13 protein-coding genes and 1 tRNA gene are annotated in these 12232 nt (G+C 44.6%); 13 read left to right on the forward strand and 1 reads right to left on the reverse strand.

Annotated features, from left to right (window positions below; translation table 11 throughout):
* Positions 1-22: 22 nt before the first annotated feature.
* Together G7083_RS14080 and G7083_RS14085 are read left to right on the forward strand one after the other, a co-directional pair.
* Positions 23-976, forward strand: a complete 954-nt coding sequence (locus G7083_RS14080; RefSeq protein WP_166015444.1) for a TerC/Alx family metal homeostasis membrane protein — start codon at positions 23-25, stop codon at positions 974-976.
* A 257-nt stretch (positions 977-1233) separates the two neighbouring features.
* Positions 1234-1308, forward strand: a tRNA-Gly gene (locus G7083_RS14085).
* 211 nt (positions 1309-1519) lie between these two features.
* Here the strand turns inward: G7083_RS14085 and G7083_RS14090 are convergent.
* Positions 1520-2758 carry a GGDEF domain-containing protein gene (locus tag G7083_RS14090; protein ID WP_166015445.1) on the reverse strand — a complete coding sequence of 413 codons (1239 nt, stop codon included), beginning with the start codon at positions 2756-2758 and terminating at the stop codon, positions 1520-1522.
* 302 nt (positions 2759-3060) lie between these two features.
* On the opposite strand from G7083_RS14090, the gene G7083_RS14095 reads away from it, so the two are divergent.
* From G7083_RS14095 to G7083_RS14145, 11 genes are all read left to right on the forward strand, one after another.
* Complete coding sequence (locus G7083_RS14095; RefSeq protein ID WP_166015446.1) at positions 3061-3435, forward strand: late competence development ComFB family protein; 375 nt, start codon at positions 3061-3063, stop codon at positions 3433-3435.
* 18 nt (positions 3436-3453) lie between these two features.
* Complete coding sequence (locus G7083_RS14100; RefSeq protein WP_166015447.1) at positions 3454-3732, forward strand: HlyU family transcriptional regulator; 279 nt, start codon at positions 3454-3456, stop codon at positions 3730-3732.
* A gap of 291 nt (positions 3733-4023) precedes the next feature.
* Positions 4024-5562, forward strand: coding sequence for a Re/Si-specific NAD(P)(+) transhydrogenase subunit alpha (locus tag G7083_RS14105; protein WP_166015448.1), 1539 nt, complete (start codon positions 4024-4026; stop codon positions 5560-5562).
* 11 nt (positions 5563-5573) lie between these two features.
* Positions 5574-6950 carry a Re/Si-specific NAD(P)(+) transhydrogenase subunit beta gene (pntB, locus tag G7083_RS14110; protein WP_166015449.1) on the forward strand — a complete coding sequence of 459 codons (1377 nt, stop codon included), beginning with the start codon at positions 5574-5576 and terminating at the stop codon, positions 6948-6950.
* Positions 6951-7113: 163 nt separating this feature from the next.
* The gene (vxrA, locus tag G7083_RS14115) at positions 7114-8556 is read left to right on the forward strand and encodes a sensor histidine kinase VxrA (RefSeq protein ID WP_346776878.1); all 1443 of its coding nucleotides are present in this window, start codon (positions 7114-7116) and stop codon (positions 8554-8556) included.
* Positions 8531-9187, forward strand: coding sequence for a response regulator transcription factor VxrB (gene vxrB / locus G7083_RS14120; protein WP_166015450.1), 657 nt, complete (start codon positions 8531-8533; stop codon positions 9185-9187). The genes vxrA and vxrB overlap by 26 nt, the downstream gene beginning before the upstream one ends.
* A gap of 2 nt (positions 9188-9189) precedes the next feature.
* Positions 9190-10074, forward strand: coding sequence for a DUF2861 family protein (locus G7083_RS14125; RefSeq protein ID WP_166015451.1), 885 nt, complete (start codon positions 9190-9192; stop codon positions 10072-10074).
* A 60-nt stretch (positions 10075-10134) separates the two neighbouring features.
* A complete protein-coding gene (locus tag G7083_RS14130; protein ID WP_166015452.1) occupies positions 10135-11295 on the forward strand; it encodes a conjugal transfer protein TraF in 1161 nt (386 codons plus the stop codon).
* Positions 11296-11337: 42 nt separating this feature from the next.
* Entirely contained in the window at positions 11338-11499 is a 162-nt protein-coding gene (locus G7083_RS14135; RefSeq protein WP_166015453.1) for a YoaH family protein, read from the forward strand.
* Positions 11500-11511: 12 nt separating this feature from the next.
* Complete coding sequence (locus G7083_RS14140) at positions 11512-11958, forward strand: hotdog fold thioesterase (RefSeq protein ID WP_166015454.1); 447 nt, start codon at positions 11512-11514, stop codon at positions 11956-11958.
* Entirely contained in the window at positions 11959-12189 is a 231-nt protein-coding gene (locus G7083_RS14145; RefSeq protein ID WP_166015455.1) for a DUF3389 family protein, read from the forward strand. It abuts the gene before it with no gap.
* Positions 12190-12232 lie beyond the last annotated feature (43 nt).

Raw genomic sequence — 12232 nt, forward strand, 5'->3', positions numbered from 1 at the left:
AATCTTCCAACATGGAGTTAGCATGTCCCCAATCACTTATCTTGGCTTTGGCCTACTAACCTTAGCGCTGATCGTCGTTGATATTTGGCAAACGCGCGGTGGTAATATCACTATCAAAAAAGCCGCTATCTGGAGCTTATTTTGGTTTCTGTTAGCTTTTGTGTTTGCTGCCACCATTTATTATGGCTGGCAATGGTATGCCCCAACTAGCACTTATAGTGCGCAAAAAGCCACTATCTCCTTTATTACCGGTTATCTGCTTGAAAAATCATTGAGTGTCGATAACTTGTTCGTGTTTGCGATTATTTTCCATCAATATGCGGTACCTGACCATTTACGCCCTCGAGCTTTACTATGGGGGGTAGTTGGTGCTTTGGTGCTACGTGCGATTATGATTGCGGTTGGAGCTCAGTTACTTAGCCAATATCATTGGGTCTTATATGTGTTTGCACTGTTCTTGATTTGGACCGGGATCCAGCTTGCACGTGACAAAGGTGAAGATACCATCAATCCACTTCCAGAGCGATTGATCCGCCGCTGGTTTAAAGTTACTGACCATTATCAAGGTAATGCACTGTTTACCAAGCAACAAGGGAAGTGGTGGGTTACGCCGATGTTTATCGTAATTGGCGTGATTGCTTTTATGGATGTGATGTTTGCACTTGATTCGATTCCGGCAATTTTTGCGGTCACCCAAGAGCCGTTCTTAGTGTTGGCGGCCAACGTCTTTGCTTTGCTCGGATTACGTTCACTCTATTTTGTACTACAGGGCATGATGGATAAGTTCTTCTACCTGAAACCAGCCTTGGCTTTCATCATGGTATTTATCGGTATCAAGATGATGTTAGTCGGATCAGAGTGGGCAATACCTACACCAATTTCTTTATGTGTATTGTTGGTCACCATGACGGTCGCGGTGACTGCTTCTTTACTGCGTGAGCGTAAAAAACAGATCGCTTGCGATCAAAAAGGCTAGCTCCAACCTACGGTCTCTCTCCTTAATGTTGTGATTAGGGAGAGATCTTTATCGCGGTGGACGGACATCTCGTGGATGCCCTAGGGGTTAACGAAAAGGCTTGTGATTGAAAAATCACGGCTCACGACATTAAGCTTCACCCCGAAGAGTGAAATGCAGATGGTTTTGCTCAAGAGATAAGCAAACAGTATGCGAATGATTAAAAAGGGGTTTTCTTTTTCGAAGAGTGTGGCATAGTAACGGCGTCTCTTCGATGCGCGGGCATCGTATAATGGCTATTACCTCAGCCTTCCAAGCTGATGATGCGGGTTCGATTCCCGCTGCCCGCTCCAAGCTCCTATCACTTATCTATTCGTTCCTTAGTTGTTTATCTATTAAATCCATAGTGTTTTTGTTACTGCTTGTTTACAGCTATTTTGTCTTAGCTGGATTCGTTTGACGATAAAAGCCAGAAATAGCGAGTGCGCTCTCTTTTTGTTTTTTAAATCAAACCGTTAAGGCATTGGATGATGTACTGGGGTATATTGATCAATTGGTTAATCATTAGCGTGCTAATTTTACGCAGTTACGACCGGCTTGCTTGGCATTATAGAGTGCGCCATCGGCGGCTTTGAGGGCTTCATTGGGGGCACGATGTTTTTCTGAGTCACACACTCCAATACTGGCAGTTATCGTGACAATGTCACTGTTTGTTTTGCGGGAACGCTGTTTAGCCCCATCAGCATTGTTTTTCGGTCGTTTGCTTGGATTACGGATCACTAGCTCATAGGATTCAATATCTTGGCGTAACGCTTCAATAAAAGGTTGCACCTCTTTAGCCAATTTCCCCTTGTAAATGATCGAAAATTCTTCGCCACCGTAGCGATACACCCGAGCTTTACCACCTATCAGACGTAAACGTGCCGCAACCAGCTTCAATACATCATCGCCCGTATCATGACCGTAAGTGTCATTGAATTTTTTGAAGTGATCGACATCAAGCATAGCGACGGTAAATTTTCTTCCCATGTGCTTAAGATCTTGATCTAATGCTTGTCGGCCTGGGATCTGGGTCAGTGGATCGATGAAAGCCATTTCATGTCCAGCCGAGATCAGGTAAATCAGTAATAGCAAACCCGCCAGAGAAAACATGGTGGTAGAAATGTAAGCCACATGAAATAGTACAAATGCATTCATGGCTAACAGAATGGCACTATATACCACCGCATCCAGTAATTGATTGCGCGTGAGTACTGAAATTGCGGCAATACCGGCTAAAGCAACCAAGTACCCGACCATAATCAGCGGTAAACGGGAAATTTGTGGTACCACGAAGAAGATATTTTCGGTCAAATTCAGATGATTTTTTTCGATAAGGTGTGACTGAGTTAGCCAAGCCCAAAAGATAAAAAGCAATAAAATCAATAAATAACTAGCAAAGGAGTGACTGAATAATCCCGCATTTTTGTAGGCATAAGGTAAGAAACAAGCCACGGGTAGAAGCAGGCTTAACATGATCAATTCAAGCATAGTTGCGCTATTAGTTAACGGCGTTTGCAAACGAATTTGAATCAAAGCGTAGGCGACCAGCATAGTGACGGCCACCATCGCGATCCGACTTTGCTTAAAAATATGCGCCACTATTAGCGATACGAAGAAGAGTATGTAGGGGAGATTCATCGTCATGCCCAGATTGGACGTTATCACGACTTCCACATTATGGATGCAAAGCCATACCACAGCCAATAGCGACAACGGAAAACCAAAACGAAACCAAGGTGATGTGACAAAGCTAGAAGACATGAATTCCTGAGGTTCTACAATGAATTAGTAATAATTCTACGATTAAAATCTGTCACCAAGGATACTTTGATTTCATGATTTTCCAAGCTTTTTAGGCAAGTTAAGTGATGAATACAGCGCTAATCAGCTCTTTTCATTATGAAATTTGCACTTGATTAAAGAAAAAGCCCCTTAAACTCGGCTATATTCATTCCAGTAGCCAGTGTTTTTCGGCATAGATCGCCGGTAGCCTACCGTACCATGTCGATGAGTAATGATGTGGTAAACGGAGCAGCGTTTAGGTATTTGGGTAGGAGATAATCATGCAATTGAGTGAAGATGTGCATAACTATATGGAAACCTTGGTTGGTCAAGTGCTCGGATTGCCAACATATTCGCAAGTTTATTCGCCAGATCAATTAGCCGATTTGGCTTGTTTGGCTTTAAGTCAACTTAGGCCAATTTATATTCGTCATGATATCGATTTTCTCGCGACATTACCTGAAGCCAAACTGGTGATCCTTAAAGAGTATGCTCAGATTGCTGTTCAAGCGGCACAATCCATGATAATTAATGATCGTCGTCAGCTGCGCGATCATGACCTACCGGTGATTTTCACTCATGCGCGATTTGATGATGATGCCGAATTAGAGTGGTTTGAAGCTCCAATTGTGAATAACATTAAGCCCCGTCAATAAAATAAGGAACCCAACCCAATGGGATTATTTGCGCGCATTTTTGGAAAAATGAAACAAGCTGAATTACCCGAAATAGAGCCGATTGAGTACCAAGGGTTTCTCATCTATCCAGAGCCGATGGCTGAAAATGGTCAGTTTCGTGTCGCGGGTCGTATCACACAAGAGTTGCAGGGCGAATTAAAAACCCACCGTTTTATTCGTTCGGATCTGGTGGCGAGCAAAGCGGATGCGGAAGAGCTAATGCTCAAGAAAGCACAGCTTTTTATTGATCAAATGTCCGGTCAGATTTTTTCCTAATAAGCCTGCATGTTGATAAAAGTCATGAATAGCTTAGGTTGTTCAGACCATGCTCAATCGCTTTTCAGCACTGGCCGATGTAACTTACTGTTTTTATGTAATATCCATAGCACTGGTTTGACCTCTGCTGTGTGTAAAAATCGTTGTAATTATCTAACAGAGTTCACACAATTAGCCGCAACCTGGCATTAAAAGTAACCAAGCTTCGTAATTGAATTACAAACAACTTGCAGTTCATGCCATCGTCCGATAAAAACAGTTAATCATTGTGCCAATAGTCAAGGAACCGCTATGCAAATTGGTGTACCAAAAGAACAACTCGCCGGAGAAACGCGAGTGGCTGCCTCTCCATCCTCGGTGGAGCAGCTAATAAAATTAGGATTTGAGGTCTGTATCGAATCAAAAGCTGGCGTTTTGGCGAGTTTTGATGATGCCGCTTATGCCGCCGCTGGAGCAACAATCGCTTCAACGCAAGAGGTGTGGGCATGCCCATTGATCCTTAAAGTTAATGCGCCTTTAGATGAAGAAATTGCCATTCTAAAACCAGACACTACGCTGATCAGTTTTATTTGGCCTGCACAAAATCCAGCATTAATGGAAAAGCTGGCGAGCAAAAATATCAACGTGCTCGCGATGGACGCCGTACCGCGTATTTCTCGTGCTCAAGCATTGGATGCGTTGTCTTCAATGGCCAATATTGCTGGTTACCGGGCGGTAGTTGAAGCGGCGCATGAGTTTGGCCGTTTCTTTACTGGTCAAATCACGGCGGCCGGTAAAGTACCACCGGCGAAAGTGTTTGTGGCTGGCGCAGGTGTGGCTGGTTTAGCGGCGATTGGCGCGGCGGGTAGTCTAGGGGCGATTGTTCGTGCATTTGACGTGCGCCCTGAAGTGAAAGAGCAAGTACAATCGATGGGCGCTGAATTTTTGGAAGTCAATTTCCAAGAAGCGGCGGGCTCTGGTGATGGCTATGCCAAAGAGATGTCGGATGAATTTAACCGTAAAGCGGCTGAACTTTATGCTGCCCAAGCGAAAGATGTCGATATTATTATCACTACCGCGTTGATCCCAGGCAAACCAGCACCAACGCTGATCACTAAAGCGATGGTAGACAGTATGAAAGCGGGGAGTGTGATTGTCGATTTGGCCGCTGCTAACGGTGGTAACTGTGAATATACCGTGAAAGATCAGGTGATCACGACCGCTAATGGCGTCAAAGTGATTGGTTACACTGACATGGTCGGACGTTTGCCGACTCAATCTTCACAACTGTATGCCACTAACTTAGTTAATCTACTCAAACTGCTGTGCAAAGAAAAAGATGGCAACATTGAGATTAATTTTGAAGATGTGGTGTTACGTGGCGTTACAGTGATTAAACAAGGCGAAGTGACTTGGCCTGCACCGCCAATTCAAGTTTCTGCTCAGCCCCAGCAAAAAGTTAAACAACAACCGATCAAAGCTCAGAAAAAAGAGCCTGAGCCAACCTCACCAATCAAAAAACTGGCTGGTTTTGCGCTGGGTGTCGGTCTATTTGGCTGGGTTGCCTCGGTTGCACCAGCGGCTTTTCTTGGTCATTTCACCGTATTTATCCTTGCGTGTGTCGTCGGTTACTACGTGGTGTGGAACGTTACTCATGCACTGCATACACCTTTGATGTCAGTCACTAACGCCATCTCCGGTATTATTGTGGTTGGTGCGTTACTACAAATTGGGCAAGGCAGTGGGATTGTCACCGTGTTAGCCTTTATCGCTATTTTAATTGCAAGCATTAACATTTTTGGTGGTTTTACTGTCACTAAACGTATGCTTGAAATGTTCCGTAGAAACTAAAGGAGTACATAATGTCTGCAGGATTAGTACAAGCAGCGTACATTGTTGCTGCTTTATTTTTCATCATGAGTTTGGCGGGGCTGTCTAAGCAAGAATCCGCGCGCATGGGTAACTATTATGGTATTGCTGGTATGGCAATTGCCTTACTGGCGACGATTTTCAGCCCTAGTGCGCAAGGTATCGCTTGGGTATTACTGGCGATGGTGATCGGTGGTGGGATTGGTATCCACTACGCTAAAAAAGTTGAAATGACCGAAATGCCTGAGTTGGTAGCGATACTGCACAGCTTTGTGGGTATGGCGGCAGTATTGGTCGGCTTTAACAGCTATATCGATGCACCACAAGCGGCGACTCACGCCGAACATGTGATCCATTTAGTCGAGGTCTTTTTAGGGATCTTCATTGGTGCGGTGACATTTACCGGTTCGATTGTCGCGTTTGGCAAACTGCGTGGCATCATTAAATCCACCCCATTGAACCTGCCACACAAACACAAATTGAATTTGGCTGCATTAGTGATCTCTGCTCTGCTGCTGGTGCACTTTGTCAATGTCGATGGCAGCATTATGGCACTACTGGTGATGACTTTAATCGCCTTTGCGTTCGGTTATCATTTAGTGGCCTCAATTGGTGGGGCGGATATGCCAGTAGTGGTTTCCATGCTTAACTCCTATTCAGGATGGGCAGCGGCAGCCGCTGGTTTTATGCTGGCCAACGATCTGTTGATTGTGACGGGTGCGCTAGTCGGCTCTTCTGGTGCGATCCTGTCTTACATCATGTGTAAAGCGATGAACCGCTCTTTCATCAGCGTGATTGCTGGCGGCTTTGGCCAAGAAGTAGTGATCAGCAGTGATGAAGAGCAAGGTGAACATCGTGAAACCAGTGCTGAAGAAGTCGCAGACATGTTGAAAAACTCCAAGTCGGTGATCATTACTCCTGGATATGGCATGGCAGTTGCGCAAGCACAATATCCCGTTTATGAAATCACTGAAAAGCTGCGTGCACAAGGTATCACAGTTCGTTTTGGCATCCATCCGGTTGCCGGGCGCTTACCTGGTCATATGAACGTACTGTTAGCGGAAGCTAAAGTACCGTACGACATCGTATTGGAAATGGATGAAATTAACGATGATTTCCCAGCCACTGATACCGTATTGGTGATCGGTGCCAATGATACGGTTAACCCTGCAGCACTCGAGGATCCAAACAGCCCGATTGCCGGTATGCCAGTATTGGAAGTGTGGAATGCGAAAAATGTCATCGTGTTCAAACGTTCGATGAATACCGGCTATGCTGGGGTGCAAAATCCACTGTTCTTTAAAGAGAACACCATGATGTTGTTTGGTGATGCGAAAGAGAGTGTCGACGCAATAGCCAAGGCACTATAAGTTTCACACCATCGAATCGAGAAGCCAGCATAATGCTGGCTTCTTTGTCTTTGTGTTGATCATTATTGACATCAATATAACACTCTAATATCGCTTTATCCGATAATGCGTTATAGTTTTTGCATACCAAGTCAAACAGCATTATCCCTTGATAAAAGCGTTTATTGTTACATTGGCAAGTTTACACTTAGCCATTTTACCCAGCACCGTTTATGCCGATTCGCTCCCTGAGCGCATCGATCTTTTTGTGTCGCTGTTTGATTACCATACGGCCATCACATCTTATGATATTCGTTCGATTCAAACGGATTTTCCCACTCGCTTGTTGACGCCCGATAGTATGTTACCGCAGACCTCTGAGTATCCACTGAAAGATATTCAGCAACTGTACAAATTAGCACAAAATTGCACCGGCAAGTTGCCGCTCAGTCCACTGATCACTGAGCCTTTAGTCTTTACTCGTTCGTTATGTAAAGGCTCCAGTCTTTCTCCTCGTTGGTTTGCACGCAGTGGCCTTATTCATCCTGGAGGGGGGAGCTATGCTGTTCGTTATGCTGAAAAATACCCGGCTCAATTTGATAAACTACAGCCTTATATGCATATTCAAGAGCGCCCCAAAGCGGTAGAAGGGAGCTTGCTGTATCATTTACAAAATATGAGTGAAGACTCGATCAATGCTTTGATTAGCGGCGCATCAATGTTTGGTGTTGGTGATCAATTATGGTTGCGAAAAGGCGATATTTATTACTTATTTAATGAGGAGACTTGGTTAAGTAATACCAATAAAGCCGGATTAAGCTATAGCCTGATCTCGGCAGAGAATACCTGTTTTATTCAGCGCGGCAATTTATGCTGGGATGTTGAAGATCATTCAGTGCTACTGCGTACCAGTATGATTATTTTGGTGCTGGCCAATATTTTGTTGGTGCTTGGCTGGTCAATTTATCGCTGGAATTACAAACGGCAAGAAATGCGCAGCCGTATGCTGATTTTACAGATTTTAACTCATGAATTACGTACCCCGATCGCGAGTTTATCGCTGACCGTGGAAGGATTTCGTCGTGAATTTGAGCAGTTACCAGAGTCTCTGTACGATGAGTTTCGCCGCTTATGTGAAGACACCCGACGATTACGCCAACTGGCTGAAGCCAGCAAAGACTATTTGCAGTCCGACAGTCAACCTTTAGCTTCAGATTGGGTCCCTTCGGTTGAGGAATGGTTGCAGTATAAAGTTGAGGAAGAATTTAGCGGCAGCGTTACTTTAAAGATTAATCAAGATGTTGCAGCTAAACTCAATGTGTATTGGCTCGGTGCATGTATGGATAATTTACTGCGTAATGCGGTCAAATATGGCGTAGCACCTGTGACTTTAGAAGTTATCACTCAAACTCATTCAGTCACCTTTAAAGTGACTGATCAAGGCTCGCTAACGCACCGGGATTGGCGTCATTTGCGCAAACCGTTTGTCAGTAAAAGCGGCTTAGGACTCGGTTTGACGATTGTCGAATCAATGGTGGAACGGATGGGGGGCAAAATGTCACTCGAAGGTCCGCCGACTACCTTTATTTTGGAGATACCTTGTGAAACAGACACTGCTTCTCGTTGAAGATGATAAAAACCTCGCAGATGGTCTATTGGTTAGTTTAGAGCAAGCCGGTTATGACTGTTTACACGCAGAAACCATCGCCGATGTGAAACCGCATTGGAACAAAGCCGATCTGGTGATCCTTGATCGCCAATTACCGGATGGTGATTCAGTTCAACATTTACGGGATTGGAAAAAAATCAAAGACATTCCCGTCATTCTACTGACGGCTTTAGTGACAGTGAAAGATAAAGTAACCGGGCTTGATGCTGGAGCGAATGACTATCTCACTAAGCCTTTTGCAGAAGCCGAATTATTTGCACGTATTCGAGCCCAATTGCGTTCACCGGATAATGGGCAAGATGATAGCAAAGTGGTTACCGCCAACTTAATGATTGATAAGGCGACTCGCGAGGTCCTGTTTAACGGTGAATTGATTACCTTGACGCGTACCGAATTTGATCTGTTGCTATTTTTAGCTAGTAATTTAGGACGAGTGTTTACTCGTGACGAATTGTTAGATCATGTTTGGGGTTATAACCATTTTCCAACCACGCGCACGGTCGATACTCACGTTTTACAGTTGCGCCAAAAACTACCGGGGTTAGAGATCGAAACACTGCGTGGTGTTGGCTATAAAATGAAAGCTTAACCATGTTTCGAGTGAACTCTCTATTACTGCTAACCGGCGTGTTCTTGAGCACGCCGGTTGTGGCGAATGTTACCCGCTGGTTTGAAAAAAACACGCCACTCACTCAAGCCCATCAACATTTATTAAATAATGATCTGGAAAATATGTTCAGCTCATTGGTTGAAGTATGGCAGCTTGAGAAAAATAAAAACTTACCAACACATTTGAATAACTTATTAATCCAATCGCTCAGTGTTGATTGTGGTCGAGGGCTGGATAACAAGCCTTTTCCAGAATGGATTCAAGGAATTACCATCAGAAGAGTTGATGTACAAAGTCCAGGCCGAGATGCCTATCAAGTCGCGATTGAGACGAAGACCAAAGTGCCAATCGTTGATATCCGCTTGATGAAATGGGTTGATAAAGTGGTTTCAACCGATAGTACCTTGATTAACCGTAGTGACAGTGTCACACCAGCCAATTATACCTATTCCCGTCGTTATAATTTGAGCAATCCGCTTGGCGCAGGATTATATCGTATCGATATTACGGCCGCTGATCAGTCATCATGGAGTGCTTGGGTTATTTTAGGCGATATCATTGCCAAACAAGTGGTGCGTTGGACCTCAAAAGATGAGTGGCAAATTCAAAAGAATCAACTACTTAATCCACACTGCCCACTGCCTAAATTATCCATTTCTGTTTTTGACCATATTGATGGTAGTTATAAGCAGATTTGGAATCAGAGCTATGAATCCGATTACCCCACCAATTTAGAGAATGTTTCATTACCCTCCGACCGTTACATTGTAACGGTATCCATGATCCAGCAACGTTGGCAAGGTCCTATTGCGATTGAGCAATCTCAAGTTATTAGTAAAACGTACGATGTTAATGTAGAGGAATAGCTGAAGATATTGGACAATATGCCGCTATAGAATAAAAAGACGAATAGGCGCGTTATTTCCATGAAAAAAATTAATCTGGCGGTGGGTTGTTCATTAGTTTTTCTTTCTCCCGTGGTTATTGGTGCTAATTATGCGATTGAAGCTCGTGGTGATGCCATGGGCGGGGTTGGCGTGGTGTCCGGTAATTTTTTAACGGGGCCATTTTATAACCCTGCGCTAGTGGCTATTTATCGCCGAAATGATGACGTAGGTATGATCCTGCCTAGCATTGGCTTGTCGTATAACGACCCTAATGATCTGGTGAATGATTTAGACAAAGTGTCGGACATCATCAAGCGTGGTAAAGAAAATTACCAAGGTGAGCTCAATCAAACGCTAACCTCAATGCAAGGCAGTGTGCTGAATGCTGAGCTGGGTGGGGTGGTTGCGTTTGCCATTCCGAACCAATTTATTTCTGCCAATGTGTTTGGTAAAGCTTATACCGAATCGTTTGCCGCTCCCATTATCGAAGGGGGGTCATGTGCGGATAGCGACTTTAACTGCCAGCTACAACAAGCTCAAAAAAGTTCTGTGCATGCGGTATCAGTTGGTGTCACGGAACTGGGGATCACGCTGGCTAAATATCAAACTTTCCTTGGCCAACATATGGCGTTTGGCATCAGCCCTAAGTTGCAGCGTGTTTACACTTATGTGTATGAAGCCAGTTTAAACAACTATGACATCAAAGATCTGCGCGATAATGGCACCGGTGAAACCATGTTCAATATCGATGCGGGTGCATTGTGGTTTTATGGCCCGTTTCGCGTTGGCCTTGCGGCAAATAACTTAGTTGCCCGTGAAATTAACACCAAAACCATTACTTCAGCCTCTGGTAAGTCAATTGCATACACTTATGACATGAAGCCACAATACACAATTGGTGCGGGGATTGTGGCAGACTACTTTACACTCAGTGTTGATTACGATCTCAACGAAGATCAGCGCTACAAAAATTTCCAAGATAATACGCAAATGATCCGCATTGGCGGTGAAATTGACCTGATGCGCCAGCTAAAACTGCGGGCTGGCTACAATAAAAACCTTGCCTATGATAATAGCGAAGGAACCTTGACCGCAGGGGTCGGTTTATCGCCACTGAATCTTTTCCAATTGGATATTGGCGCCAGTTATACCAATGAAAACGCGATGGGGGCTTACGTTAACTTCCTTGCCAGTTACTAAGCATCTCTTTATAGTATGGCTCCCTGCTGAGGAGCCTATTTTATGTTTGATGACCTACCCACGTTAACCCATGCTGAGCAGCAAGCCGCTGTTGAACAGATCCAACAATTAATGGCGCAAGGTATCAGTACCGCCGAAGCCATAAAAATAATCGCACAGCAAATTCGTCACCAAAAAGCCCATCAACCTGCAACCGATGCTTAAATAGGAAGCAGCATGACCATTTGGAAAAAACCGATCAGCCTAGAAGTACTGAATGCCACTTCAAAACATACCCTGATTGAGCATCTCAATATTGTGTATAGCGAGCTAACCGAGCAGAGTCTTTCCGCGACCATGCCTGTGTGTCATTTTACCCATCAGCCATTAGGCATGTTGCACGGTGGCGCTTCAGTGGTATTAGCCGAAACCTTAGGATCGATCGCCGCCAATTTCAGTGTGGGAGAGGAGTCTTATTGTGTCGGATTAGATATCAATGCCAACCATATACGCGCGATGCGTGAGGGAATGGTGACTGGCACGGCAACGCCGCTGCATATCGGGATCTCCACTCAAGTGTGGCAAATTGAGATCAAAGATCAGCAAGGTCGATTGATCTGTACCAGCCGCCTGACTGTGGCGGTAAAACGCTCTCGTCCACAATCCGCAATGACAGAGGCTTAAGTGGTTATTCAATTTAGTGGCGGCAAAATCATTCTCTCTGTACATGAAGTTGTGGTGCGACTTGATCGTCACTCGGTAACTTTACAAGCTCACGCTGATGCCATCACCTTGATGGGCAAGGGCGCAAATGTCATGATCGCCAACGGCAGTGAAAGCAAGTGGTCAATCAAACTCGATGACGAAACTCAACTGCGGTCGATTGCGGATATGCTCGCTTGTGACGTGCTTTAAAAGTTTGCTCACTCAACTTGCTCCAATGTCGAAAAATAGGGAA

Origin of the sequence: Vibrio sp. HDW18 (assembly GCF_011306175.1) — a bacterium.
GTDB classification, from domain to species: Bacteria; Pseudomonadota; Gammaproteobacteria; order Enterobacterales; family Vibrionaceae; genus Vibrio; species Vibrio chanodichtyis.

What these genes read in the sequence shown, in the direction of transcription:
- G7083_RS14105 (WP_166015448.1), top strand. Translation starts at nt 4,024, where the DNA reads ATGCAAATTGGTGTACCAAAAGAACAACTCGCCGGAGAAACGCGAGTG.
- pntB (WP_166015449.1), top strand. Translation starts at nt 5,574, where the DNA reads ATGTCTGCAGGATTAGTACAAGCAGCGTACATTGTTGCTGCTTTATTT.
- G7083_RS14135 (WP_166015453.1), top strand. Translation starts at nt 11,338, where the DNA reads ATGTTTGATGACCTACCCACGTTAACCCATGCTGAGCAGCAAGCCGCT.
- G7083_RS14095 (WP_166015446.1), top strand. Translation starts at nt 3,061, where the DNA reads ATGCAATTGAGTGAAGATGTGCATAACTATATGGAAACCTTGGTTGGT.
- G7083_RS14080 (WP_166015444.1), top strand. Translation starts at nt 23, where the DNA reads ATGTCCCCAATCACTTATCTTGGCTTTGGCCTACTAACCTTAGCGCTG.
- G7083_RS14100 (WP_166015447.1), top strand. Translation starts at nt 3,454, where the DNA reads ATGGGATTATTTGCGCGCATTTTTGGAAAAATGAAACAAGCTGAATTA.
- G7083_RS14125 (WP_166015451.1), top strand. Translation starts at nt 9,190, where the DNA reads ATGTTTCGAGTGAACTCTCTATTACTGCTAACCGGCGTGTTCTTGAGC.
- G7083_RS14140 (WP_166015454.1), top strand. Translation starts at nt 11,512, where the DNA reads ATGACCATTTGGAAAAAACCGATCAGCCTAGAAGTACTGAATGCCACT.
- G7083_RS14130 (WP_166015452.1), top strand. Translation starts at nt 10,135, where the DNA reads ATGAAAAAAATTAATCTGGCGGTGGGTTGTTCATTAGTTTTTCTTTCT.
- G7083_RS14090 (WP_166015445.1), bottom strand. Translation starts at nt 2,758, where the DNA reads ATGTCTTCTAGCTTTGTCACATCACCTTGGTTTCGTTTTGGTTTTCCG.